The organism is Pseudomonas sp. S12(2018) (genome assembly GCF_024355235.1).
Lineage (GTDB): Bacteria > Pseudomonadota > Gammaproteobacteria > Pseudomonadales > Pseudomonadaceae > Aquipseudomonas > Aquipseudomonas palmensis.
In genome coordinates this window covers 151,266-176,133 of record NZ_QLAD01000010.1, presented here as the reverse complement: position 1 = coordinate 176,133, position 24,868 = coordinate 151,266, and the positions used below count along the sequence as shown (strand labels likewise).

Annotated in this window: 19 protein-coding genes and 1 pseudogene; 16 read left to right on the top strand and 4 right to left on the bottom strand. The window is 64.7% G+C overall.

What is annotated here, in order from left to right:
* Positions 1-324 precede the first annotated feature (324 nt).
* The 6 genes from ccoG to hemN all read left to right on the top strand — a co-directional run bounded on the left by ccoG (position 325) and on the right by hemN (position 7,225).
* Positions 325-1,740, top strand: a complete 1,416-nt coding sequence (ccoG, locus tag DN388_RS22455) for a cytochrome c oxidase accessory protein CcoG (RefSeq protein ID WP_054915577.1) — start codon at positions 325-327, stop codon at positions 1,738-1,740.
* Positions 1,741-1,752: 12 nt separating this feature from the next.
* Complete coding sequence (locus DN388_RS22450) at positions 1,753-2,289, top strand: FixH family protein (RefSeq protein ID WP_043862382.1); 537 nt, start codon at positions 1,753-1,755, stop codon at positions 2,287-2,289.
* A gap of 113 nt (positions 2,290-2,402) precedes the next feature.
* Positions 2,403-4,856, top strand: coding sequence for a heavy metal translocating P-type ATPase (locus DN388_RS22445; RefSeq protein WP_054915578.1), 2,454 nt, complete (start codon positions 2,403-2,405; stop codon positions 4,854-4,856).
* A gap of 12 nt (positions 4,857-4,868) precedes the next feature.
* Entirely contained in the window at positions 4,869-5,084 is a 216-nt protein-coding gene (ccoS, locus tag DN388_RS22440; RefSeq protein ID WP_054915579.1) for a cbb3-type cytochrome oxidase assembly protein CcoS, read from the top strand.
* The gene (locus DN388_RS22435) at positions 5,077-5,760 is read left to right on the top strand and encodes a sulfite exporter TauE/SafE family protein (protein WP_043862379.1); all 684 of its coding nucleotides are present in this window, start codon (positions 5,077-5,079) and stop codon (positions 5,758-5,760) included. The genes ccoS and DN388_RS22435 overlap by 8 nt, the downstream gene beginning before the upstream one ends.
* An 82-nt stretch (positions 5,761-5,842) precedes the next feature.
* The gene (gene hemN, locus DN388_RS22430) at positions 5,843-7,225 is read left to right on the top strand and encodes an oxygen-independent coproporphyrinogen III oxidase (RefSeq protein WP_058542025.1); all 1,383 of its coding nucleotides are present in this window, start codon (positions 5,843-5,845) and stop codon (positions 7,223-7,225) included.
* Between the two features lies 1 nt (position 7,226).
* On the opposite strand, the gene DN388_RS22425 is transcribed toward hemN, so the two are convergent.
* A complete protein-coding gene (locus DN388_RS22425; protein WP_043862377.1) occupies positions 7,227-7,691 on the bottom strand; it encodes a hypothetical protein in 465 nt (154 codons plus the stop codon).
* A gap of 159 nt (positions 7,692-7,850) precedes the next feature.
* Here DN388_RS22425 and fnrA point away from each other — a divergent pair, with 159 nt between their 5' ends.
* Together fnrA and DN388_RS22415 are read left to right on the top strand one after the other, a co-directional pair.
* Positions 7,851-8,585 carry a Crp/Fnr family transcriptional regulator FnrA gene (fnrA, locus tag DN388_RS22420; RefSeq protein ID WP_043862376.1) on the top strand — a complete coding sequence of 245 codons (735 nt, stop codon included), beginning with the start codon at positions 7,851-7,853 and terminating at the stop codon, positions 8,583-8,585.
* A 54-nt stretch (positions 8,586-8,639) separates the two neighbouring features.
* Entirely contained in the window at positions 8,640-9,188 is a 549-nt protein-coding gene (locus DN388_RS22415; protein ID WP_054915581.1) for an adenine phosphoribosyltransferase, read from the top strand.
* Positions 9,189-9,286: 98 nt separating this feature from the next.
* On the opposite strand, the gene recR is transcribed toward DN388_RS22415, so the two are convergent.
* The 3 genes from recR to dnaX form a co-directional block, all read right to left on the bottom strand.
* Complete coding sequence (recR, locus tag DN388_RS22410) at positions 9,287-9,889, bottom strand: recombination mediator RecR (protein ID WP_255002104.1); 603 nt, start codon at positions 9,887-9,889, stop codon at positions 9,287-9,289.
* A gap of 98 nt (positions 9,890-9,987) precedes the next feature.
* Positions 9,988-10,314, bottom strand: coding sequence for a YbaB/EbfC family nucleoid-associated protein (locus tag DN388_RS22405; protein WP_010226011.1), 327 nt, complete (start codon positions 10,312-10,314; stop codon positions 9,988-9,990).
* A 65-nt stretch (positions 10,315-10,379) separates the two neighbouring features.
* Positions 10,380-12,443: a DNA polymerase III subunit gamma/tau gene (dnaX, locus tag DN388_RS22400; RefSeq protein WP_236176422.1), complete on the bottom strand. Its 2,064-nt coding sequence runs from the start codon at positions 12,441-12,443 to the stop codon at positions 10,380-10,382.
* 158 nt (positions 12,444-12,601) lie between these two features.
* Here dnaX and wecB point away from each other — a divergent pair, with 158 nt between their 5' ends.
* The 8 genes and pseudogenes from wecB (at position 12,602) to DN388_RS22360 (ending at position 24,838) form a co-directional block, all read left to right on the top strand.
* Positions 12,602-13,765: a non-hydrolyzing UDP-N-acetylglucosamine 2-epimerase gene (gene wecB / locus DN388_RS22395; RefSeq protein WP_303627177.1), complete on the top strand. Its 1,164-nt coding sequence runs from the start codon at positions 12,602-12,604 to the stop codon at positions 13,763-13,765.
* Between the two features lie 358 nt (positions 13,766-14,123).
* A complete protein-coding gene (locus DN388_RS22390; protein WP_255002098.1) occupies positions 14,124-16,334 on the top strand; it encodes a hypothetical protein in 2,211 nt (736 codons plus the stop codon).
* A gap of 18 nt (positions 16,335-16,352) precedes the next feature.
* Positions 16,353-17,999, top strand: a pseudogene (locus tag DN388_RS22385) (glycosyl transferase family protein); the annotation flags it as partial.
* Positions 18,000-18,052: 53 nt separating this feature from the next.
* Entirely contained in the window at positions 18,053-20,863 is a 2,811-nt protein-coding gene (locus DN388_RS22380; protein ID WP_255002097.1) for a hypothetical protein, read from the top strand.
* Positions 20,864-20,888: 25 nt separating this feature from the next.
* Positions 20,889-21,884, top strand: a complete 996-nt coding sequence (locus DN388_RS22375; RefSeq protein ID WP_123753599.1) for a twin-arginine translocation pathway signal — start codon at positions 20,889-20,891, stop codon at positions 21,882-21,884.
* A 3-nt stretch (positions 21,885-21,887) separates the two neighbouring features.
* Positions 21,888-23,003, top strand: a complete 1,116-nt coding sequence (locus tag DN388_RS22370; protein WP_255002096.1) for a hypothetical protein — start codon at positions 21,888-21,890, stop codon at positions 23,001-23,003.
* Positions 22,993-24,573 (top strand): MBOAT family protein, encoded by a 1,581-nt coding sequence (locus DN388_RS22365; RefSeq protein ID WP_255002095.1) that lies wholly within the window; start codon positions 22,993-22,995, stop codon positions 24,571-24,573. The genes DN388_RS22370 and DN388_RS22365 overlap by 11 nt, the downstream gene beginning before the upstream one ends.
* Before the next feature lie 25 nt (positions 24,574-24,598).
* Entirely contained in the window at positions 24,599-24,838 is a 240-nt protein-coding gene (locus DN388_RS22360) for an acyl carrier protein (RefSeq protein WP_123753596.1), read from the top strand.
* The last annotated feature ends 30 nt before the right edge of the window (positions 24,839-24,868 follow it).

Genomic DNA, 24,868 nt, shown 5'->3' with positions numbered 1-24,868 from the left:
CCAGCCAGAGAAAACCGCCGAAGCGCAGTGATCATGCCCCGGCTGTGAAAAGGCCCCGCCAGTGTTGCTGGCGGGGCCTTTTTATTGGCGCAGGCCCCTTCTGCCGGCAAGCCGGCCAAGGGGCCGGATCTGCCACCCACGTGACTCAGGTCAATTGACAAGCTCCACTACACTATCGCCCGCCACTAACCAACGCGACCAAAGGTCGCACTGCACCCTGTACCGCAATGACAGGCGTATCATGCGCCCTAGAGCAGCAACAACTTCTGACTGCGGTCGGCATGTACTGGCCGCGGCACTTTTCCACTGCCGTGGGACTCAATGATGAGCAAACAGATTCCAGTACATGACGTCACCCCACCTGCCAAGAAAGATGCCGGCGGCGTCGACCTCTATGCCGCACGGGAAAAGATCTACACCCGCGCCTTCACCGGCCTGTTCCGCAACCTGCGCATGGCCGGCGGGGCCCTCCTGTTTCTGCTGTACTTCGGTACCGTCTGGCTGAACTGGGGCGGGCACCAGGCCGTGTGGTGGAACCTGCCCGAGCGCAAGTTCTACATCTTCGGCACCACCATCTGGCCCCAGGACTTCATCCTGCTCTCGGGCATCCTGATCGTCGCGGCCTTCGGCCTGTTCTTCATCACCGTGTTCGCCGGGCGCGTGTGGTGCGGCTATACCTGCCCGCAAAGCGTGTGGACCTGGATCTTCATGTGGTGCGAGAAGGTCACCGAAGGCGACCGCAACCAGCGCATCAAGCTCGACAAGGCGCCCATGAGCGCCAACAAGCTGCTGCGCAAGCTGGCCAAGCACAGCCTGTGGCTGAGCATCGGCTTCGTCACCGGCATGACCTTCGTCGGCTACTTCAGCCCCATTCGCGAACTGAGCATCGAATTCTTCACCGGCCAGGCCGACGGCTGGGCCTACTTCTGGGTCGGCTTCTTCACCCTGGCCACCTACGGCAACGCCGGCTGGCTGCGTGAGCAGGTGTGCATCTACATGTGCCCGTATGCGCGCTTCCAGAGCGTGATGTTCGACAAGGACACGCTGATCGTGTCGTACGACCCGCGTCGCGGCGAAACCCGCGGCCCGCGCAAGAAGGACATGGACTACAAGGCCAAGGGCCTGGGCGACTGCATCGACTGCACCATGTGCGTGCAGGTGTGCCCGACCGGCATCGACATCCGCGACGGCCTGCAGATCGAGTGCATCGGCTGCGCCGCCTGCATCGATGCCTGCGACACCATCATGGACAAGATGGAGTACCCGCGCGGGCTGATCAGCTACACCACCGAGCACAACCTGTCGGGGCAGAAGACACACATGCTGCGCCCGCGCCTGATCGGCTACTTCGTGGTGCTGCTGGTGATGATCGGCCTGCTGGCCACCGCCTTCCTCATGCGCCCGCTGGTGGGCTTCGACGTGAGCAAGGACCGCGTGCTGTACCGCGAGAACGCCCAGGGCCGCATCGAGAACGTGTACAGCCTCAAGGTGATGAACAAGGACCAGCGCGACCACGTGTACGTGCTCGATGCCTCCGGCCTGCCGGACCTCAAGCTCGAAGGCGCGCGGGAGATCCGCGTGGCGGCCGGCGATATCGTCAGCCTGCCGGTACAACTGTCGATGGCACCGGAAGATCTGCCTTCAACTGCCAACGAAGTCACCTTCACCCTCAAGGACGCCGACGACAACGGCACCCAGGTCGAAGCCAAGAGCCGTTTCATCGGCCCCAACATTCGCTAAGAGAGTAGAGACATGCCTGCAAACGCCTCCAGCCCCTGGCACCACCACCTCTGGCCGTGGATCATCATCGGCGTGCTGGCCACGTCGGTGACCTTGAGCCTGACCATGGTGACCATCGCGGTGAACAACCCGGACAACCTGGTCAACGACAACTACTACGAGGCTGGCAAGGGCATCAACCGCTCGCTGGACCGCGAGCTGCTGGGGCAGAGCCTGAAGCTCAAGGCCAGCGTGCACCTGGACGAGCTGACCGGCGAAGTGGACCTGCGCCTGAGCGGTGACAGCCAGCCGCAGACCCTGGAGCTGAACCTGATCTCGCCGACCCAGCCGGAGAAGGACCGCAAGATCATGCTGACCCGCAGCGAAAGCGAGCCCGGGCGTTACCTGGGGCAGTTGAGCGACAAGGTCGAGGGCCGGCGTTTCGTCGAGCTGCTGGGTACCGAAAAGGGCCAGGTATGGCGCCTGTTCGAAGAAGAGCAAGTGGCGCACGACACCACGCTGATGCTGGGTGACGAGGCGCTGCAAGGGGCTGAACACCTCGAGAAATGAGTCGACTGCAATCGCGGGTCAAGCCCGCTCCCACAGGGTTTTCGGTGCTCAGACACCCTGTGGGAGCGGGCTTGACCCGCGACAAGGTCACCACCCATCTGCGATAGATAACAATGACCAGCCCCACGCCTTGCTACCACTGTGCCCTGCCCGTCCCGGCCGGCAGCCACTTCACCGCCGTGGTACTCGGCGAACCCCGTGCATTCTGCTGCCCCGGCTGCCAGGCCGTGGCCGAAGCCATCGTCGCCGGCAACCTGGAAAGCTACTACCAGCACCGCAGCGAAGCCAGCGCCAACCCCGACGCGCTGCCCGTGCAACTGGTCGACGAACTGGCCCTGTACGATCGCAGCGACGTGCAGAAGCCTTTTGTGCGCCACACCGGCGAACTCGCTGAAACCACCCTGATGATCGAAGGCATCAGCTGCGCCGCCTGCGGCTGGCTGATCGAAAAGCACCTGCGCAACCTGCCGGCGGTGGCCGAGGCGCGACTGAACCTGTCCAACCATCGCCTGCAGGTGCAATGGGCCGACAGCCAGCTGCCGCTCTCGCAACTGTTGGGTGAACTGCGCCATATCGGCTACGCCGCCCACCCCTACCAGGCCGACCGCGCCGCCGAGCAGCTGGCCAGCGAGAACCGCACCGCCCTGCGCCAGCTCGGCGTGGCCGGCCTGCTGTGGTTCCAGGCCATGATGGCAACCATGGCCACCTGGCCCGAGTTCAACATCGACCTGAGCCCGGAGCTGCACACCATCCTGCGCTGGGTGGCACTGTTTCTCACCACGCCCATCGTGTTCTACAGCTGCGCGCCGTTCTTCAAGGGCGCCGCCCGCGACCTGCGCACCCGCCACCTGACCATGGACGTCTCGGTGTCGCTGGCCATCGGCCTGGCCTACTTCGCCGGGATCTGGACCGCCATCACCGGCAGCGGCGAGCTGTATTTCGATGCAGTGGGCATGTTCGCGCTGTTCCTGCTGGCCGGGCGCTACCTGGAACGCCGTGCCCGCGAGCGCACCGCCGCAGCCACCGCGCAACTGGTCAACCTGCTGCCGGCCTCGTGCCTGCGCCTGGATGCCGACGGCAACAGCCAGCGCATCCTGCTGCGCGAGCTGCAGACCGGTGACCGGGTCCTGGTACACCCGGGCGCGGTGCTGCCCGCCGACGGGCGCATCATCGACGGCCAGTCGAGCGTCGACGAATCGCTGCTGACCGGCGAGTACCTGCCGCAACCGCGCCAGCGCGGCGATGCGGTGACGGCCGGCACGCTGAACATCGAGAGCGTACTGACCGTGCAGGTGCAGGCCCTGGGCCAGGACACCCGACTGTCGGCCATCGTGCGCCTGCTCGAACGCGCCCAGTCGGAAAAACCTCGCCTGGCCGAGATCGCCGACCGTGCCTCACAGTGGTTCCTGCTGTTCTCGCTGGTGGCCGCCGCGGCCATCGGCCTGCTGTGGTGGGAACTGGACCCCTCGCGGGCGTTCTGGATCGTGCTGGCCATGCTGGTCGCCACCTGCCCCTGCGCACTCTCGCTGGCCACCCCCACCGCGCTCACCGCGGCCACCGGCACGCTGCACAAGCTCGGCCTGCTGCTCACCCGCGGCCATGTGCTGGAGGGCCTGAACCAGATCGACACGGTGATTTTCGACAAGACCGGCACCCTCACCGAGGGGCGCCTGACATTGCGCGCCATCCGCCCGCTGGGGACGCTGGACGCCGACCAGTGCCTGACCCTCGCCGCCGCCCTCGAAAGCCGCTCCGAGCACCCGATCGCCCGCGCCTTCGGGCGCACCATCACGGTCGCCGACGACGTGCAGAGCACGCCGGGGCTGGGTCTTGAGGGGCAGGTGGAGAACCGCCGCCTGCGCATCGGCCAGGCCGACTTCGTGTGCGCCCTGAGCCACAGCGCAGTGCCGGCGATGCCCGACGAACCCGGGCAGTGGCTGCTGCTGGGCGACAGCCACGGGCCGCTGGCCTGGTTCGTGCTCGACGACCGCCTGCGCCACGACGCCGCCGACCTGCTGGCAGCCTGCCGTGCCCGCGGCTGGCAGACCCTGCTGCTGTCGGGCGACAGCTCGCCGATGGTGGCCAGCGTCGCCGCCGAGCTGCGCATCGACCAGGCCGTCGGCGGCCTGCGCCCGGACGACAAGCTGCAACGGCTCAAGGCCCTGCAGGCCAAGGGACACAAGGTGCTGATGCTGGGTGACGGGGTCAACGACGTGCCGGTGCTGGCCGCGGCCGACATCAGCATTGCCATGGGCTCGGCCACCGACCTGGCCAAGACCAGCGCCGATGCGGTGCTGTTGTCCAACCGCCTGGAGGCACTGGTGCAGGCTTTCGGCCTGGCGCGCCGCACGCGCCGGATAATCATCGAGAACCTGCTGTGGGCTGGCCTGTACAATGGCCTCATGCTGCCGTTCGCCGCACTGGGCTGGATCACTCCGATCTGGGCGGCGGTCGGCATGTCGGTCAGTTCGCTGATCGTGGTACTCAACGCCCTGCGCCTTACGCGCATCCGCGAGCTGCCTGCCACCGCCCCTATCGTCGACGCCGCACACCCCGCGACGGCCTGACCCGGAGACCCCATGCCCGCGCTCTACGTCATGATTCCCGCCGCGCTGCTGATCGTCGCGATCGCCGTGTACATCTTCTTCTGGGCCGTGGACAGCGGCCAGTACGACGACCTCGAAGGCCCGGCCCACAGTATCCTGTTCGACGACCAGGACCCCAAGCACCAGGCCGCCCTGGACCAGGCCGAGCCGCGCAAGCCCGACGACAGCGGCGCCCCGCCCCATGCTTGACCTGTTGCCGCTGCTGAGTTCGGCGCTGATCCTCGGCCTACTGGGGGGCGGCCACTGCCTGGGCATGTGCGGCGGCCTGATGGGCGCACTCACCCTGGCCATCCCCAAGGCGCAGCGCAGCCGGCGCTTTCAGCTGCTGCTGGCGTACAACCTGGGGCGCATCCTCAGCTATGCCGCTGCCGGCCTGCTGCTGGGCCTGGCCGGCTGGGCGGTGGCGGGCGGCCCGCTGGCCACCGGCATGCGCGTGCTCGCGGCGCTGCTGCTGATCAGCATGGGCCTGTACCTGGCCGGCTGGTGGAGCGGCCTGACCCGCATCGAAAGCCTGGGGCGCGGCCTGTGGCGGCACATACAGCCGGTGGCCAATCGCCTGCTGCCGGTGTCGAGCCTGCCGCGCGCGCTGCTGCTGGGCGCGCTGTGGGGCTGGTTGCCGTGCGGGCTGGTCTACAGCACCCTGCTGTGGGCCGCCAGCCAGGGCAACGCCACCCACAGCGCCCTGCTGATGCTGGCCTTCGGCCTGGGCACCTGGCCGGTGCTGCTGGCAACGGGGCTGGCTGCCGAGCGCACCAGCGCCCTGCTGCGCAAGCGCGGGGTACGCGTGACAGGGGGCCTGCTGGTGATCCTGTTCGGCCTGTGGACCCTGCCGGGGCCGCACCAGCACTGGCTCATGGGGCACTGAACACCCGTTGATACAAATCAACACGCCCTGACACAACGCTCCCTAGACTCCGGACACTGCCGCCATTCCAGGGACTGCCACCATGCTCGACGCCCTCCACTGGGACCCCGACCTTATTCGCCGTTACGATCTGGCGGGCCCGCGCTACACCTCCTACCCGACCGCCGTGCAACTGCACAGCCAGGTCGGCTCGTTCGACCTGTTGCACGCCCTGCGTGACAGCCGCCGCGCCGCGCGCCCGCTGTCGCTGTACGTGCACGTGCCGTTCTGCGCCAACATCTGCTACTACTGCGCCTGCAACAAGGTGATCACCAAGGACCGCGGTCGCGCCCAGCCCTACCTGCAGCGCCTGGAGCAGGAAATCCAGCTGATCGCCTGCCACCTGGACCCGCGCCAGACCGTGGAGCAGTTGCACCTGGGCGGCGGTACACCGACGTTCCTCAGCCACGCCGAACTGCGCCAGCTGATGACGCACCTGCGTCAGCACTTCAACCTGCTGGATGATGATTCGGGCGACTACGGCATCGAGATCGACCCGCGCGAGGCCGACTGGTCGACCATGGGGCTGCTGCGCGAACTGGGCTTCAACCGTGTCAGCCTGGGCGTGCAAGACCTCGACCCGGTGGTGCAACGGGCCATCAACCGTCCGCAAAGCCTGGAGCAGACCCGCGCGATCATCGAGGCCGCGCGCACCCTGCAGTTTCGCTCGATCAACCTCGACCTGATCTACGGCCTGCCCAAGCAGAGTACCGAAGGCTTTGCACGCACCGTCGAGGAAGTGATCAAGCTGCAGCCCGACCGCCTCTCGGTGTTCAACTATGCGCACCTGCCCGAGCGTTTCATGCCCCAGCGGCGCATCGACAGCAGCGACCTGCCGGCGCCTGCGCTGAAACTGGAAATGCTGCACAACACCATCGAGCAGCTGACCGAGGCAGGCTATCGCTACATCGGCATGGACCATTTCGCCCTGCCCGACGACGAACTGGCCATTGCCCAGGAAGAGTCGACCCTGCAGCGCAACTTCCAGGGCTACACCACCCACGGCCACTGCGACCTGATCGGCCTTGGCGTGTCGGCCATCAGCCAGATCGGCGACCTGTACTGCCAGAACAGCAGTGATCTGAACGAATACCAGAACACCCTCGGCGCCTCGCAGTTGCCCACCAGTCGCGGCCTGATCTGCAACGAGGACGACCGCATCCGCCGCGCGGTGATCCAGCAGCTGATCTGCCATTTCGAACTGGAGTTCGAGACCATCGAGCGCGCCTTCACCCTCGATTTTCGCGGTTACTTCAACGCGCAGTGGCCTGCCCTGCTGGGCATGGCCAAGGACGGCCTGATCAGCCTGGATGCCAACGGGATCAAGGTGTTGCCGGCGGGGCGCCTGCTGGTACGCTCGGTATGCATGGTGTTCGATGCCTACCTGGACCTGCACAACCGCCAGCGGTTTTCGCGGGTGATTTGAATCAGCCCATCAACTCGAACACCTTCGCGACCTGATCAAGGCTCAGGTTCTCCTGCTTCATGGCCTTGTTCAGGTTGGCGGTGGCGGTGGTGATTGCCCCCGTCAGCGTGGCGATCTCACCCTGCAGCGATGAGACCTTTTGCCGCATCTGCTCGGGGGTCAGGGAGTTGTCTCGCATGACGGCCTGCATCTGCTGCATCTTTTCAGCCAGTTGCTGCTGCAGCTTGCGGATGGTCTTGAGGGTCTGCTGGATGGTCTGGGGCAGACCGCTTTCCTCGATGTCCTTGTTGCCGCCGCTGCTTTTGGACGCCTGCAGGCCCGCCAGGGACAGGTTGACCCTGACCCCCTCCTTGGCAGGAGCCTCGGCCGGTTGGGCGCTCTGGGCACCGTCGACATTGGTCTTGGCGACAGGGGGTTTGAGCTGGGTTGCAGCGCTATTCAGAGGATTTGAATCGATAGAGAGCATGGACAGTCTTTCCTGTTAAGGACACTATTCCAGGTCATCGGCCAAACATCGCCGATCTTGAGCCCAGCACGCACCAAAAGCGCGCACGCTGGCCTGAACCCGGCCGTCTGAGTTACCCTTACGGCTTATGTGTGCTTTCCCCAGAAGGATCGAATGAAAATGTCCGAGCCAGTTAAACTGCGCCCTCACAACCAGGCCCATTGCAAGGATTGCAGCCTGGCGCCCTTGTGCCTGCCTCTTTCGCTGAATCTGGAAGACATGGACGCGCTGGACGAAATCGTCAAGCGCGGGCGTCCGTTGAAAAAAGGCGAGTTTCTGTTCCGCCAGGGCGACAACTTCGGCTCGGTTTACGCCGTGCGCTCCGGCGCCCTGAAGACCTTCAGCCTGAGCGACGCGGGCGAGGAGCAGATCACCGGCTTCCACCTGCCCAGCGAGCTGGTCGGGCTGTCGGGCATGGACACCGAGGCCTACCCGGTATCGGCGCAGGCCCAGGAAACCACTTCGGTGTGCGAGATCCCCTTCGAGCGCCTGGACGAGCTGTCGGTGCAACTGCCGCAGCTGCGTCGCCAACTGATGCGGGTGATGAGCCGCGAGATTCGCGACGACCAGCAGATGATGCTGCTGCTGTCCAAGAAGACTGCGGACGAGCGCATCGCCACCTTCCTGGTCAACCTGTCGGCGCGCTTTCGCGCACGCGGCTACTCGGCCAACCAGTTCCGCCTGAGCATGTCGCGCAACGAAATCGGCAACTACCTGGGCCTGGCGGTGGAAACCGTGTCACGGGTGTTCACGCGCTTCCAGCAGAACGGCCTGATCGAAGCCGAAGGCAAGGAAGTACGCATCATCGACCCGATCCAGCTGTGCGCCCTGGCGGGCGGCTCGCTGGACAGCTGACACCTGGCGCAGCAGGTATACTGGCTGGCGTTTGCCCTTCAGGATACCTGCCCCATGCCGACCGATGCGTTCGACCTCAAATCCCTGATCCGCCCGGTAACGGACTTTCCCAAGCCGGGGGTGATCTTTCGCGACATTACCCCGCTGTTCCAGTCCCCTCGGGGCCTGCGCCACGTTGCCGACCAATTCATCGAACGCTATGTCGAGGCTGACTTCAGCCATGTCGGGGCGCTGGATGCGCGCGGCTTCCTGATCGGCTCGATCATTGCCCACCAGCTCAACAAGCCGCTGATCCTGTTTCGCAAGCAGGGCAAGCTGCCGGCCGATGTGCTGGCCGAGGGTTACCAGACCGAATATGGCGAGGCGTTTCTGGAAGTGCATGCCGACAGCCTGTGCGAGGGCGATGCGGTGCTGATCATGGATGACCTGATCGCCACCGGCGGCACCCTGCTGGCAGCGGCCAGCCTGATACGGCGCATGGGGGCGGCCGTGTTCGAGGCGGCGGCGATCATCGACCTGCCGGAGCTGGGCGGCTCGCAGAAGCTGCAGGCGGCAGGGGTGCAGACGTTCTGCCTGACCGAGTTTTCGCTTAGCGAATATTGATGGGGCCGCTGCGCAGCCAATCGCGGGTCAAGCCCGCTCCCACAAGGTGTTACGCAACCCCTGTAGGAGCGGGCTTGACCCGCGATTGGCCGGCACGGTCACAGCGTGATCGGCTTGCGCCCCGCGAACGAATGCGCCAGCGTTCCGCCATCCACCAGTTCCAGCTCCCCGCCCAGCGGCACACCATGGGCGATGCGTGAAGCCACCAGCCCCTTGTCCGCCAGCAGCTGCGCGATGTAATGCGCCGTGGCCTCCCCTTCCACCGTGGGGTTGGTGGCCAGGATCACCTCGGTGAAGCTGCCCTGCTCCGCAATACGCGTCAGCAACTGCGGAATCCCGATGGCCTCCGGCCCCAGGCCGTCCAGTGGCGACAGATGCCCCTTGAGCACGAAGTAGCGGCCGCGATAACCGGTCTGCTCCACCGCGTACACGTCCATCGGCCCCTCCACCACGCACAGCAGGGTGTCGTCACGCCGTGGATCGGCGCACTGCGGGCACAGCTCCTGCTCGGTCAGGGTGCGGCACTGACGGCAATGCCCCACCCCCTCCATGGCCTGGCTCAACGCCTGGGCCAGGCGCACGCCGCCGCTGCGGTCACGTTCCAGCAGTTGCAGGGCCATGCGCTGGGCGGTTTTCTGACCCACACCCGGCAGCGTGCGCAAGGCGTCGATCAGTTGGCGAATCAAGGGGCTGAAGCTCATGGTAAAAGGCCTGGCAGATCATCGGTTGAACGGAAAAACGACGATGGGAGCGACAACCGACTGGCTGTGCTCCCACCGAGGGTCACGCAGGCAATGCCTCAGAACGGCATCTTGAAGCCCGGCGGCAGTTGCATGCCGGCGGTCATGCCACCCATCTTTTCCTGGCTGTTGGCCTCGACCTTGCGCACCGCATCGTTCACGGCCGCAGCGATCAGGTCTTCCAGCACTTCCTTGTCTTCCTGCATCAGGCTGTCGTCCAGGCTGATGCGCTTGACGTCATGGCGACCGGTCATCACCACGCTGACCAGGCCGGCGCCCGATTGGCCGGTCACTTCGGCGTTGGCCAGCTCTTCCTGCATCTTGGCCATTTTTTCCTGCATCTGCTGTGCCTGCTTCATCAGGCCGGCCATGCCACCTTTCATCATGGGAATCACCTCGGTATCAAGTTACTTGGCACACCGCGGCAGACCGCGGTGCTGGGGTAAACGGGTTATTCGCCCTGGGCCACCAGGGCGTCGACAGGTTCAATAGTATCGTGACGCACGGTGGCGCCGAACTGCTGGATCATCTGCTGGATGAACGGATCGTTCTCGATCGACGCCTCGGCCTCGCGCTGACGGTCGGCACGCTTGCGCGACGCGGCCTGGGCCGGGGTTTCCTGCTCGGGGCGGATCAGCTCGATGCTCAGGTTCAGGGTACGCCCAAGGTGCTGGTTGAGCGCATCGTTCAGGCGCCGCTGCTGGGTGGCGTTGAACAGGGCGCTGTGCGCCGGGTCCAGGTGCAGCAGCCAGTTGTCGCCGTCCATCGCGATCAGCGTGCAGTTGGCGGCGATGCTGGCGGTCATGCCCGAAATCGGCAGCAGCGGGAACATCTCCAGCCATTGCAACGCCAGGCCGGTGGCCGGTTGCGCAGCAGGCTCTGGCTCGGGCTCCGGTGCAGGCTCCGGCGCGGTCTCGCTGGCCAGCTCGTCCAGGTAGCTGTAGCCCACCGGGTCGATCTCGGCGTCGTAGTAATCTTCGTCCAGCGGTGGCTCGTCGTCGCGCTCCATGCCCGCCGGGCTATAGCTGGCGTGGTCGGCGATCGGTGGCTCATCGTGATGCGCGATGGCCGGCGCGGGCGCGGCTGGCACGGGCGCAGCAATCGCCTCGGGTTCAGGTTCGGGCTGCGGCTCGGGTTCCGGCTCGGGTTCAGGCGCCGCAGCAAGCTCGGGCGCAGGCGCGGCCGGCTCGTTCCAGGGCAGGTCGACCTCGGGCACGGGCGGCTCGGCAACCTGCGCTTGCAGCACTGGCGCAGCCTGCACCGGCGGCTCGGGTTCGGGCTGCGGGCGGGCAACAGGTTCGGCAACGGGCGTGGGCACGACCGGTGCAGCCACCACCGGCGCGGCGACCGCTGCCACCGCGGGTGGGGAGTCAGCTGTGGCCTGGCTGATCCCCGTCGACTTTAGCGTCGGTGTCGGCGCATCGACGGTGTCGGCCGGGCGGAACGCCAACATGCGCAACAGCACCATCTCGAAGCCGCCACGCGGGTCGGGGGCCAGCGGCAGATCGCGCCGGCCGATCAGGCCCATCTGGTAATAGAACTGCACATCTTCGGCCGGCAGAGCGCCGGCCAGCGCCAGCACGCGGTCACGATCACCCTGGCCGTTGTCCACCGCCTCGGGCAGCGCCTGGGCCACCGCCACGCGGTGCAGCACATTGAGCATTTCAGACAGCACGCCGTTCCAGTCCGGCCCCTGCTCGGCCAGGTGCCGCACGGCTTCGAGCAGGGCTCGTGCGTCCCCTTCGAGCAGGGCCTGGAGCACGCCATAGACCTGGCCGTGATCGAGGGTGCCGAGCATGGCGCGCACATCCGCCGCCAGCACCTTGCCTTCGCCAAAGGCGATGGCCTGGTCGGTGAGGCTCATGGCATCGCGCATCGAACCGTCGGCGGCGCGGCCCAGCAACCACAGGGCGTCGTCTTCGAACGGCACGTTCTCGACCCCGAGCACATGGCTCAGGTGCTCGACCACCCGCTCGGGGGTCATGTTCTTGAGCGAGAACTGCAGGCAGCGCGACAGGATGGTGGCGGGCAGCTTCTGCGGGTCGGTGGTGGCAAGAATGAACTTGACGTAGGGCGGCGGCTCTTCAAGCGTCTTGAGCAAGGCGTTGAACGAGTGGCTGGAGAGCATGTGCACTTCGTCGATCAGGTAGACCTTGAAGCGCCCGCGGCTTGGCGCGTACTGCACGTTGTCGAGCAGCTCGCGGGTATCCTCGACCTTGGTGCGGCTGGCGGCGTCGATCTCGATCAGGTCGACGAAGCGCCCCTCGTCGATCTCGCGGCACACCGAACAGGTGCCGCACGGTGTCGAGGTAATGCCGGTTTCACAGTTGACGCATTTGGCGATGATGCGCGCGATGGTGGTCTTGCCCACCCCGCGGGTGCCGGTGAACAGGTAGGCGTGGTGCAGCCGCTGGTTGTCCAGCGCGTTGATCAGGGCCTTGAGCACATGGGTCTGGCCGACCATTTCGCGGAACGAGCGCGGACGCCATTTACGTGCAAGAACCTGATAACTCATCGAAAACCGTCGGATAGATAGACCAAAGACCGCTAATCCTAGCGGAGCAGGGGCAAAAATGCATCCGCCGTACGCTGGCAAGCCGGCCCGGCGATCAGGTAGGCTGCGCGCACTCCCCCGCTTGCGGCCCATCCTCACGTCTGGCGAAACTGAAAATCATGAAAGTATTGTCCTTATTCGGCACCCGCCCCGAAGGCATCAAGATGGCGCCGCTGGTGCAGGCCTTGGCCGGCACCCCTGGGATTGAAAGTATTGTCTGCACCACTGGTCAGCACCGCCAGATGCTCGACCAGGTGATGAACCTGTTCGATATTCGGGCCCACCATGACCTCGACGTGATGCTCCCCGGCCAGCAACTCAACGGCCTGTTCGCACGCCTGATGACGCGGGTAGATGCCCTGCTCGAAGAGGTCCGCCCAGACTGCGTGCTGGTGCACGGTGATACCTCCACTGCCGCTGCCTGCAGCCTGGCGGCGTTCCACCGGCGCATAGCCATCGGTCACGTCGAGGCAGGCTTGCGCACAGGCGACCTGAGCCAGCCCTTCCCCGAGGAGATGAACCGTCGAGTAGTCGATGTGATGGGCAAGTGGCTGTTCGCGCCGACCGTGACTTCGCGCGACAACCTGCTGCAAGAAAACCTGCAAGGCACCATCTATGTCACGGGCAACACAGTCATCGATGCGCTGGAACTCAGCGTGCAGAAGCTTGACCACCGCTCGGACCTGCAGGCCGACCTGGCTGCACGCTACCCATGGCTCGATGCATCACGGCGCATGGTGCTGGTTACCGGTCACCGTCGGGAGAACTTCGGTGAAGGCTTCATGCAGATCTGTTCGGCACTCGCGCAATTGGCCAAGCGCGACGATGTACAAATCGTCTATCCGGTGCACCTCAACCCGCAGGTGCGCGACGTGGTGATGGCAACGCTGTCCAACCTGCCGAACATTCACCTGATCGAACCACTGGATTATCTGGACTTCGTGTGGTTCATGCGCCGCGCCTACGTAATCCTTACCGATTCGGGCGGCGTACAGGAAGAAGCCCCGCACCTGGGCAAACCGGTACTGGTGATGCGTGACACCACCGAGCGCCCCGAGGCGCTGATAGCTGGCACAGTAACCCTGGTTGGCACCCACAGCGAACGCATCGTGCGTGCGGTCAATCAGTTCCTTGATGATGCCGAACACTATCAACACGTTGCCCACAGCGTGAACCCGTATGGGGACGGGCATGCCAGCGCACGCATCATCGCGGCACTGAGCGGTCGCGAATTCGAGGAGTTCGACCCACAGCCCATCGAACAACTTATTTCCGTCAGTTAACTCAAATCACGAGTCAAAAAAATGGCGAAAAATCCTAAGGCGCGGCAAAAAGCCGCGCCAAAGGCTAAAATTACAACAAAATCTTGACACATGGCGTTGCAATACTACACAGTGCGCCTGCCTTTGTAGGACGGATCCTAAATCGACACCCCTTCGTACGCTATCGTTCACTTTTCGAGCTCATGCCGGCCCGTCTTTTGAAGGTCTATTGCTAGCCTCTTTCGAGGTTGAGCACCGTTACTGAGCCAAAACACATCGCCTGCACCCTGCTGCGCAAACACCGACCTCGCCTTCCGGTGCATGTGCGTGTATGGGACAGCCATGACCTTTACTTTGTCAGAGACCGCCGTTAACACGCATGAATACTCTTTTGAATTGCCTGCCCCGCGCCGCCCTGATCAAACGCATTCTGTTGGTTGCGCCCTTTGCCGTGCCGCTGTTCGCCATGGCCTCGCCTGGCAGTGAAGCCCTGCGAGCCCTGGCGCAAAACGACTGGGTAGAGCGCAGCGTTTCGCTGGCCGACCTGGGTATCACCAACCCGGTGGTGCTCGAGGAGAGCGACAACCGCCAGGCGTTCTTCCTGCCGGTTCCAAAAGGCGTGACGCTGGATTCGGCATCGATCAAGGTGCAAGGCAATTTCATCAAGGGCGAGACCGCCGACGCAGCACTCAAGTACTCCGTCGATGGCCTTCCTTTATATGCACGACGCGTGACCGACCGCGACGGCGACCTGACCCGAGTGCTGCCGGTAGAGGCGCGCCAGTATGAATCCGGCTTCGTAAACTTCACCATCGACTGGAGTTCGCCCAGTGGCCAGCGCCTGTGCGAGCCGACCCGCCAGACCAGCAACATTCTGACCCTGTCGCCGCAGACCGAGCTGAGCTACCGCTATTCGATGCAGGCCATGAATACCCTGGCCGATGCCTGGAGCACCCTGCCCGGCAAACCAGTGATTCTGATTGCCGCCGGCACCCTGGAGCAATCCAGCTTCGACAGTGCATGGCGTGTGGGCGTTGCCCTGGAGCGCGCCGCCAAGCGTGCCCGGGTTCGCGCGTTTCCGGCTGTGGGCGATGTGGTCGTAGTCGATGGTTTGAACATCCCAGCCGCGTTGACCGGCATGGCACCCTTCTCCAACCTGGTCGGCAAGGCCCGGCATACGATCGCCAACAGCGCAGAAATCGGTGCACTGATGGTGCTTGACGCCCCCGCCACGCGCGCCGATCTGGCGATTGCCGACACTGCCCTGACAGGACAGATCAATACCGCCCTGGATGCCTTGCGCACCCAGTTGCAGAGCGACAGTGATGCGGCCAAGGCCCTGGACGAATGGCGTGCACGCCATGCCACGCTGAGCCAGAGCCCACTGGAAAGCCAGCAGGTCAAGCTGGTCAGCCTGGGTCATCAGGCGGTCATTGCGGTGGCCTCCGATGCAGGCGCCGAGGCTGCGGGTGTGTTCGACTCGCACTGGCGCAATGTCCTGATCCGCCCGGACGCGGTAGTGCACGCGGTCGATGAGAACGACGGCGATGACGACCGTCACCTGCGTATCGCGTCGCTTGGCGGTTCCCAGACCGCCTTTGATGTAGTGACGCGCGGTGAATGGAATGCGGTGTTCCCGCTCAGCGCAGTAGCTGTCGATGGCCGCATGCCTGGCGAACTGGTTCTGGATGTAGCGGCTGCGCCGGGAGCTTCGAGCACCCTGCCGGTAGCCTCGGTACTGTGGAACGGCATTCTGCTCAATGCCAAGCAACTGACCGCAGATGGCACGCCGCAACGCCTGACCGCGCGAGTACCAGGCTATGCTCTAGGCGTGACCAACAACCTGCAGGTGCGCTTCCAGCGCCAGCCAGTATCGCCAAACTGCGCCGAGATTCCGCAGGGGTACCCTGTGGAGGTACTGCCGACCAGCTTCCTGCGCTCGTCCGAGGCTGAGCCGGACGGCACCTTCGTCGGCTTGCTGCCGCTGCTGGCCGGCGACGCCCAGGTAATCGTGCCCAACACCGCGCTGGCCGCACCCGCTGCCCATTTGCGTCAGGTGATTCGCCTGAGCACCGCCGCCTCGGTGTCGCCGGTCAATGCCGAGTTGAGCCTGGTCGATCCGGCGCAGGCATTCAAGCCGAGCAAGCCCTTTGTGTCGGTGGGCGTGAACCTGGCAGGCGCCAAGCCCCTGATCGAAGTCAAAGACCTGGAGCGCCTGCGCGCAGGCAACGACGACAATGCCTGGCTCGATATCCAAGGCCCGCAGCCATTGAGCGCGGTGTCGGTGGTCGACTCCAATAGCCAGCACGGCGTGGTCTGGTATGCCCTGGGCGAGCAGGTACTCACCCCGCGCGAAGCTTTCGTGCTCAACCGTGGCAATGCCGTGGTACTGGGTGAAGACGGCCCGCTGACCTGGGTCGACAGCACCGATCCGGAACTGAGCCAGAAACTGGGCCTGGCCGGCACACCGTTCCACCAGTGGCGCCAGTATCTGGCCTGGGCGCTACCGTTGTTTGCCGCGGCACTGCTGGGCATGTTGATCCTGGGTGTCATTGCCCGCCGCAGCCGCCTGAAAAACAAAGGCAAGTAACGACTACGGGAACAGACCATGTCCTCGCTCTATCTGCCCTACCTGCTGGCGGACTACTACCGCGTGCTGGAGATCGTGACGGTTATCGTCGGGATCATGATCATGCTATCCAGCCTCGATGACCTGTTCATCGACGGCTGGTACTGGGTGCGCCAGGTTTATCGCAAACTGTTGGTCAAGCGCCGCCGCTATGCGCCGCTGACCGCCGAGCAGTTGCGCGCCAAGCCCGAGCAGCCGCTGGCGATCATGATTCCGGCGTGGCTGGAGTACGACGTGATCGCGCCAATGCTGGAGAACATGGTCGGTTCGCTGGAATACAAGAACTACTACATCTTCGTCGGCACCTACTGCAACGACGCGCGCACCATCGAAGAGGTGGAGCGCATGCGGCGGCGCTACAAGCAGCTGATCCGCGTGGAGGTGCCCCACGACGGCCCCACCTGCAAGGCCGACTGCCTGAATTGGATCATCCAGGCGATCTTCGCCCAGGATGCACGCCAGCCCGAGCCGTTCGCCGGGGTCATCCTGCATGACAGCGAAGACGTGCTGCACCACCTGGAGCTGCACTACTTCAACTACCTGCTGCCGCGCATCGACTTCATCCAACTGCCTGTGACCTCGCTGGAACGGGACTGGTACGAACTGGTGGCCGGCACCTACATGGACGAATTCGCCGAATGGCACACCAAGGACCTGGTGGTGCGCGAAAGCATGTCCAAGATGGTGCCTTCGGCGGGCGTGGGCACCTGCTTCTCGCGCCGCGCACTGGTAGAGCTGTCGGCCGAGACCAACAATCAGCCGTTCAACACCGATACCCTGACCGAGGACTACGACATCGGCGCACGCCTGGCGCGTCGCGGCATGAAGCAGATCTTCGGCAAGTTCCCGGTTGACTACGTGGCCAAGCGAAGCACCTGGTTCGGCAACGGCCCGGAAAAGATGGTGGCCATCCACATGCCACTGGGCGTGCGCGAGTACTTCCCAGACACCTTCCGCACCGCCTACCGGCAAAAGGCGCGCTGGACCCTGGGCATCGGCCTTCAAGGCTGGAGCCAGGTGGGCTGGGCCGGTTCGCTGGCCACCAAATACCTGCTGTTCCGTGACCGCAAGGGCCTGCTGACCTCGTTCGTGGCGATCCTGGCCTACGTGCTGCTGTTCCAGCACCTGGCCTTCATGCTGATGGGCGCGATGGGCTGGTGGACGCTTTACTTTCCGTCCGCGTTCACCCCCAACAGCGGGCTGTTGAGCCTTATGTGGGTCAACAGCATCCTGCTCAGCCTGCGGATACTGCAGCGCGCGTACTTCGTTGGCCGTCTGTATGGCTGGGAGCACGCCATGCTGTCCGGGCCGCGGATGATCATCGGCAACTTCATCAATGCCATGGCCGCCGCCCGCGCCTGGCGCCTGTACCTGGGCCATCTGTTTCTGGGCAAGGCGCTGGTGTGGGACAAGACCATGCACGACTTCCCCTCATCCGACCAACTGGTGCAGCAGCGCCTGCGCCTGGGTGACCTGCTGATGTCTTGGCGCGCGATCGACGAGGCGTCGCTGGCCAAGGCACTGGAAGCCCAGGCCCAGGAGCACAAGCCACTGGGGCAGATTCTGCTGGAACACGGCTACCTGGATGAAGACACCCTGAACGAAGCAATCAACTTCCAGAAGGAAACGGGCGGGCCTGCGGCCCCCGGCACACCTGAACAACGGTCCCCTGAACTCTCATGACGCCGACTTCGCGCACCCTTCTGCTCACCGCGGCCCTGTGCTGCGGCGCAAGCCTCCTGCCGCTGCCAGCCCTGGCCGCGGCGTATGAAGCGCCGCTGGAAGGCGAAGCCTGGCAGCAGGCAGACCTTGCCTATAAAAGCTACCAGGCCGGCCGCTACCGCGACGCCCTGACCCAGGTGAACGCCGCGCTCAAACTGCGCCCCGACGTGGGCCGCCTTAACTTGCTGCAGGTGTACACCCTGCAAAAGCTTGGACGCATCAGCCAGGCTCGCCAGGCCGCCCAGGCGGCGCTCAAGCGCGGCGTGCAGGAACCTGGCCTGCGCACGGCACTGACCAATCTGCAAAACACCCCGGCGGCCACGGGCGCCAAGGCGCCGTCAGCGGCCTACCAGCGTGGCTTCCCGCTGGCCACCAAGGGTTATGCCGCCTATAACGCCGGCGACATGCCGAGTGCCGAGCGCGACGGCGAAAAGGCCTTTCGCATCGACCCAACCCAGGGCGCGTGGGCCATGCTCTGGCTCGACGCACTGGAGGCTCAGCAAAAGTGGGGCGAAGCCGAGCAGGCTGCCGGTAGCGCCATCACCCTGGGTGCACCGAATGCCAGCGACCTCAATGCTCGCCGCCAGACCCTCAAGCGGCGCATGGCCGTGCGCCCGGCCGAACAGGCCTACCAGGCGCTGATCGCCAACCGACCGGGCGATGCCGCAACGCTGGCCCACGAAGCCGTAAGCCTGGCGCCTGACATCGCCAGCCACCGGCTGCTGCTGGTGACTGCCCTGCTGCAGGACAACCAGCTCGGCGCTGCCGAACAGGCCGCCGACCAGGCGCTGGAACAAGATGACGAAAGCACCGTGATGCTGGTGATGCGCGCCTACCTGCGTCAGTTGCAGGGCAACGCTGCGGCAGCCCGCAGCGACTTCGACGCAGCCTTGGCGCAGGACTGGCTGGACGACGAACAGCGGCGCAACGTGCGCCTGATTGCCGCCGACGGCGCGTTGGCCGCCGGCGATCAAGCCCGTGCAGTGGCGCTGCTCGGCAGCCTGGAAGAAACCGACGAAGCCGCCCACAAGCGCCGCGAGCAGCTGGGTGAACGCGCCCCGGCCAGACTCACCGTGGCCAACTACCCGGCGCCGCTGCAGTCCTGCCAGGACACGCCTTACGGCACCCAGTGCGAGCTGTTGCCATCGGATGCCCAGGCCGGTCCCGCCGGCCCGGCCACCGATGCCTATGCCGCCTATGCGCGCCAGGACTATCAGGAAGCGATCCGCCAGGCCCGCACAGCCGTCGAACAGGCCCCCGACAACCTCGACTTCCAGCGCCTGCTGACCACCGCACTGGCCTCTGGCGACACCGTGCAGGCCGCCGAGGCCGAACAGCGACTGACAGATGCGATTGCCCGCACCCCCACCGATGCGCAACTGCTGATGCAGCGCGGCTACCTGCGCCAGCGCACCGGCCAGCCGGCGCGGGCTCGCCAGGATTTTCGCGCCGCGCGCCAGACGGGCAACGCGCCGCCCACCGCGATACTCGACGAGGCGTTCGCCACCTCAGCCATGGGCGACAACCCGGCCGCCGTGCGCCAGCTCAAGCACGCGATCGACATGGACGATGCCAAGACACTCGACCTCGACGAACAGCAGCGCTACAACACGCGCAACGCGATTGCCGGGCTGGACCGTGAATGGGGCGCGACAGTGTCGCTGGGTTACCGCGGCGCGCAACCGACCGTCAACGTCGACGGCGCCGGCCTGTCCACCTCCGGCGACTCGGTGTTCAGCACCGCCGAGCTGTATTGGCGGCCGACCCAGTTCAACAACCAGAACGGCATTCTCGAAGTCTATGGGCGCCTGACCAACACGCTGTACGACGAGGGCGGCAAGTTCAAATCCAGACAGATCGTCAACCCATGCGACGGCACCTCGGCGATCGACACCAGCGGGCGAACCAACGACTCGCGCTCGGTGACCGGCTTCCCGAGCACTATCGGCGCCCTGGGTGTGCGCTACATGTTGTCCGATACCGGCTTTACCTTTGGCCTGGAGCGACGCTTTTTCATCGGCTCAGCGACGCGTGAAGGCACGGCGTACCCGGCCTCCAATGCGGATCGCTGCGCAATCCAGGAGGCTGTTCGTGAGGCCAATCAGCTTCGCGCCCCGCAGAATCAGATCAATGGCGTGCTCACCAAGTACAAGCTGGGCAGCAGTGCCGGCGGCTGGCTGGCGTACACGACCTACGGCTTCTACAAAGGCACCGAGTTTCGCAACGACGTGACCGACTGGTTCACCCTGGATGCCTATTCGCAGTTGGGCTATGCACTGGATGACAACTCGGCCAAGTACACGGTTCACGATGTGACCACCGACGGCAAAGCGGCGCAGACACTGCTTGAAGCCAATGGCCGGCTGCGTCGCGAGCAACTGTTCCTGACCAATGAGCTGCGAATCGGGCGCAGCTTCCGCGTTCCCGCGCTGTCGCCTAACATCGTGGTGTTCCCGCATATCGTCGGGGCGGCGGACTGGATCTGGCAGAAAGATCAGGCCACCGACCTGAAAGTCACCAGCGACACGGGCGAGTTCAGCGATATCGTCAACGGCCTGCCCGACAAGAACTACTCCCTCACCAGCGATGCACGCTCGTGGTCGATGGGCGTGGGCCCCGGCGTGAACGTGCGCTACTGGTTCCGCGAAGACCACTACAATACGCCACGCTCCTATCTGAACTGGTCGATGCAGTACCGCTTCCCGATTGGCGGCGGCGCGACCGAACGAGCCAAGGGCCTGTTCATGAACCTCACACTGTCCTATTGAGACCGGCATTCACAAGGATTTACGCATGACGATTTCGCTGTTGCTCGCCCCTTCCTTCAAGCGCCTGGGCAGCGCTCTGCTTGGCGCGGCGCTGAGCATGTCGCTGGGCACCGCGCAGGCTGATGATTCGTCCATCGTGATCAATGGTGCCGATGGCTGGCTATTCCCCGGCTGGGGCAGCCTGACTGAAGTCGATACCAAGGGCATCGACGCCAACACCGCACTCATCAATGAAGCCCGACAGGCCCTGGCCGCGCGCAATGTGCAGTTGCAGGTGCTGGTGCTGCCGGACAAGACCCTGTTCTATCAGGACAAGCTGCCCGCCGGCAAAACCCTCAGCCCGCAGGTACAGCAGCGCTACCAGACCATCCTTGGCAAGCTCAAGCAGGCCGGGATTCCGGCGTTTGACGACTACGCCGTGCTCAAGAAACTCAAGGACAGCGGCCAGGAGGTGTTCTACCGCACCGACCAGCACTGGACGCAGGCCGCCGCCGATGCCACTGCCGTGGCCACTGCCGAGCAGATCAAGCGCGACGTGCCCAGCCTCAAGGGCAGCGCCGGCACCGGCATGGCGCTGGGCAGCGAGTTCAAGGAACGGCGTTTTGGCGACCTGGCCGAGCGCTTCCTGACCCCTGAGCAACGCAAGGCGACCGGCCGCGAAACCTTTACCGTGCGTCGCCAGGCTGCTGGCGGCGGGCTACTCGATGCCGCACCGGCACCGGTTCACGTGACCGGCCACAGCATGGTGCAGCCGTACTTCGGCTACCCGCAAAAACTTTCCAACACACTCGACCGCCCGGTTTCGGTGAACTGGAAGCCGGGCAACGTCGGTCACTGGATCATGCTGCTGGAGTACCTGGAGTCGGCCGACTTCAAGCAGAACCCACCGCAGGTGCTGGTGTGGCAGATGTTCGAGCCCACCTATGCCCAGGGCCCTCAGGCCACCGGCTTGTGGGACAACGCCTCGATCATGAGTGCCGATGCCTGGCGCAATCGCCTGCACGGTGCCCTGGGACGCTGATCGATGGCCACTGTGCAAAAACCGCCGTCGCACCGCCTGAGCGCCGCCGCGATCATCGCCTTGCTTGTGGTGGGCCAGGCCGTGGGTGTGGACATGCTCCTGCATGCCAAGCTCGAACCTTCCCAGCTCAAACCCTCGGCCTGGGCAGACGGCTCGGCCGGGCAAGTGCTGGGGCAGGCCTTGAAGCTGCCGCTGCAGGAAGATGCCGACACGCTCACCGCCGCAGTGCGCTACCGCTTTTTCGGCAACCTTGGTGCCCAGGTGGTGCAGGGCTGCCCGGGCTGGCTGTACTACCGCGACGGCTTGCGCGCGCAGCCCGGCGTGACAGGGGCCTATGAGGCGCGCCTGCGCCTGATGCGCCATTGGGTTGGTGAGTTGCGTGCCCAGGGCCTGCAGGTACTGGTGGTGGCAGTGCCAGACAAGTCGCGAATCCAGACCGAAGGCCTGTGCGGCCTGCAACAAAGCGCGCAACTGCAGGCGCGCCTGCAGCACTGGCAGGCCAGCCTGGCCGGGAACGGGGTGGCCTACGCCGACCTGTATCCGGCACTGGCCAAGGGTGACGAACCGCGGTTTTTCCACACCGACGTGCACATGACGGCCAGCGGTGCGCAAGCGGCCGCCGAGGCGGTCGGCGCACGTGCGCTGAGCCTGCTCGGGCACAAGGGCGCACAAACCTTCAGCAGCACAGAACCCGGTGCCGCAGTGGCGCGCATGGGCGACCTGATCAGCCTGGCGGGCCTGGAAAAAGCCCCACCCGCCTGGCGCCCGCCGCTGGATATCGAGCACCCGGTACACATCACGCCAATCCGAAGTGGCGGCCTGCTGGACGACACACCGCCCGTGGAAGTACTGCTGGCAGGCAGTTCCAATGGCCGACGCAGCGAATTTGCCGAACGCCTGGGCATCCAGCTCGGCCGGCAGGTGTGGAACCAGAGCATGGACGGCGGCCAGTTCTGCGGCGCCCTGCTCGCCACCCTGAAGAAACGCGACACGTGGCCCACCAGCCTGAAGCTGGTGATCTGGGAGTTTTCCGAGATGGCCCTGTCCCTGCCGCTGACGGCCGACGAACGCGCCGTGCTCGCCACATTGCCTGAGCAACAGGACGACCATGCTCTTTAACTCCTACCTCTTCCTCTTTCTGTTCCTGCCGCTGACCCTGGCTGCGCACTACCTGATCAGCGCGGTGAGCCTGCGCATGGCCGCCGTATGGCTGTGCATCACCTCATTGGTGTTCTACGGCTGGTGGAACCCGCAGTTCGTGCTGCTGCTGATCGGCTCCATCGCATTCAACTACCTCATCAGCCAGGTCATCCTCAGCACCAGCAGCCGCCCGCGCCTTCAGATGGCGGTGACCACGTTCGGGGTCGGGGCAGACATCGCCCTGCTGTTCCACTACAAGTACTTCGTTACCCTGGTCAACTTCGCGGCCGACTGGGGCCTGGGCAGCGGGCGCCTGGACGACATCATCCTGCCGCTGGGCATCTCGTTCTTCACCTTCACCCAGATCGGTTTTCTGCTGGATTGCCGCGCCGGCATCGTCAAGGAACGCAGCCTGCTCAGCTACGTGCTGTTCGTGACCTTCTTCCCACACCTGATCGCCGGCCCGATCCTGCACCACAAGGAAATGATGCCGCAGTTCGCCCAGCGCGATAACTACCGCTTCCGTGCCGAGAACCTCAGCGTGGGCGGCATGCTGTTCGTCATCGGCCTGGCCAAGAAGGTACTGTTGGCCGACCCGATCGCGGGCTATGCCGATGCCGGCTTCGCCCAGCCCGGCGAGTTGCAGTTCTGGGCCGCCTGGGGCACCGGGCTGGCCTATGCGCTGCAGCTGTACTTCGACTTTTCCGGTTATTCGGACATGGCCCTGGGCCTGGCCAAGATGTTTGGCATCCGCTTTCCGCTGAACTTCAACTCGCCGTACAAGGCCAGCAGCATCATCGACTTCTGGGCGCGCTGGCACATGACGCTGACGCGCTACCTGACCGCCTACCTGTACTATCCGGTGGCCATGGCGGTATCGCGCTACCGTACCAAGCATAATTTGCCCGTAGGCACGCAGGGGGTGTCCAGCCCCGGCGGCTTCGCGGCCACGATCATCCTGCCCACGGCCTTCACCATGGGCCTGGCGGGTATATGGCACGGCGCGGGCCTGCAATACCTGATCTTCGGCCTGTTGCATGCGGCGTACCTGTCGATCAACCATGCCTGGCGCATTTTCGTGGTCGGGCGCAAGCCGCTGGCCCAGCGCACCAGCAGCCGTTTGAAAAAGGCCGGCTACGTACTGCTGACCTTCGCCGCCGTGATCATCGCGCAGGCGTTTTTCCGCGCCGCCGATACTCAGGATGCGCTGCTGCTGGTAGAAGGCATGCTAGGGTTGCGGGGTTTTGACAGCCTGCCTGTGGTGCAGTACCCGGCCGAAGTTGCGCTTGGCGATGCCTGGCGGATGTTCATGGGCCGCCATCTGGAGATCTTCCATGTGCTGGCAGCACTGGCCGTGGTCTGGTGCCTGCCCAATTCGCATCAGATCATGGGCGTGTTTTCCCCTGCGCTGGCCAAGCCGCAACCCACCGGCCCCGTGTTCCTGCGCTGGCAGCCAACGTTCAAGTGGCTGGTGATTCTGGCCGCGCTGCTGTTGCTGTGCCTGATGAACCTGCACAAGGAAGCGCGCTTCCTTTACTTCCAGTTTTAATGATTGATTACCGGAGCATTGCATCGTGACCAACCAAGCCCTCATCGCCGAGCTGAGCGAAATCGTCGGCAACGTCATCCAGACAACGGTCGAACCTGACGATCTGCTGATCGAGTCCGGTCTGGTCGACTCGCTGACGGCCGTGGATATCGTGCTGGCCGTACAGAGCAAGTTCGGCTGCAAGATCCCGCCGACCGAGATCGAGGAACACCTGGAGTCGGTAAATGCGCTGGCCGATTTCGTCGAAGCGCATCAGGCGGCCTGACGCACACCGCTGTTCTGTGAGACTGAGGGG

What these genes read in the sequence shown, in the direction of transcription:
- ccoG (WP_054915577.1), top strand. Translation starts at nt 325, where the DNA reads ATGAGCAAACAGATTCCAGTACATGACGTCACCCCACCTGCCAAGAAA.
- DN388_RS22450 (WP_043862382.1), top strand. Translation starts at nt 1,753, where the DNA reads ATGCCTGCAAACGCCTCCAGCCCCTGGCACCACCACCTCTGGCCGTGG.
- DN388_RS22445 (WP_054915578.1), top strand. Translation starts at nt 2,403, where the DNA reads ATGACCAGCCCCACGCCTTGCTACCACTGTGCCCTGCCCGTCCCGGCC.
- ccoS (WP_054915579.1), top strand. Translation starts at nt 4,869, where the DNA reads ATGCCCGCGCTCTACGTCATGATTCCCGCCGCGCTGCTGATCGTCGCG.
- DN388_RS22435 (WP_043862379.1), top strand. Translation starts at nt 5,077, where the DNA reads ATGCTTGACCTGTTGCCGCTGCTGAGTTCGGCGCTGATCCTCGGCCTA.
- hemN (WP_058542025.1), top strand. Translation starts at nt 5,843, where the DNA reads ATGCTCGACGCCCTCCACTGGGACCCCGACCTTATTCGCCGTTACGAT.
- DN388_RS22425 (WP_043862377.1), bottom strand. Translation starts at nt 7,691, where the DNA reads ATGCTCTCTATCGATTCAAATCCTCTGAATAGCGCTGCAACCCAGCTC.
- fnrA (WP_043862376.1), top strand. Translation starts at nt 7,851, where the DNA reads ATGTCCGAGCCAGTTAAACTGCGCCCTCACAACCAGGCCCATTGCAAG.
- DN388_RS22415 (WP_054915581.1), top strand. Translation starts at nt 8,640, where the DNA reads ATGCCGACCGATGCGTTCGACCTCAAATCCCTGATCCGCCCGGTAACG.
- recR (WP_255002104.1), bottom strand. Translation starts at nt 9,889, where the DNA reads ATGAGCTTCAGCCCCTTGATTCGCCAACTGATCGACGCCTTGCGCACG.
- DN388_RS22405 (WP_010226011.1), bottom strand. Translation starts at nt 10,314, where the DNA reads ATGATGAAAGGTGGCATGGCCGGCCTGATGAAGCAGGCACAGCAGATG.
- dnaX (WP_236176422.1), bottom strand. Translation starts at nt 12,443, where the DNA reads ATGAGTTATCAGGTTCTTGCACGTAAATGGCGTCCGCGCTCGTTCCGC.
- wecB (WP_303627177.1), top strand. Translation starts at nt 12,602, where the DNA reads ATGAAAGTATTGTCCTTATTCGGCACCCGCCCCGAAGGCATCAAGATG.
- DN388_RS22390 (WP_255002098.1), top strand. Translation starts at nt 14,124, where the DNA reads ATGAATACTCTTTTGAATTGCCTGCCCCGCGCCGCCCTGATCAAACGC.
- DN388_RS22380 (WP_255002097.1), top strand. Translation starts at nt 18,053, where the DNA reads ATGACGCCGACTTCGCGCACCCTTCTGCTCACCGCGGCCCTGTGCTGC.
- DN388_RS22375 (WP_123753599.1), top strand. Translation starts at nt 20,889, where the DNA reads ATGACGATTTCGCTGTTGCTCGCCCCTTCCTTCAAGCGCCTGGGCAGC.
- DN388_RS22370 (WP_255002096.1), top strand. Translation starts at nt 21,888, where the DNA reads ATGGCCACTGTGCAAAAACCGCCGTCGCACCGCCTGAGCGCCGCCGCG.
- DN388_RS22365 (WP_255002095.1), top strand. Translation starts at nt 22,993, where the DNA reads ATGCTCTTTAACTCCTACCTCTTCCTCTTTCTGTTCCTGCCGCTGACC.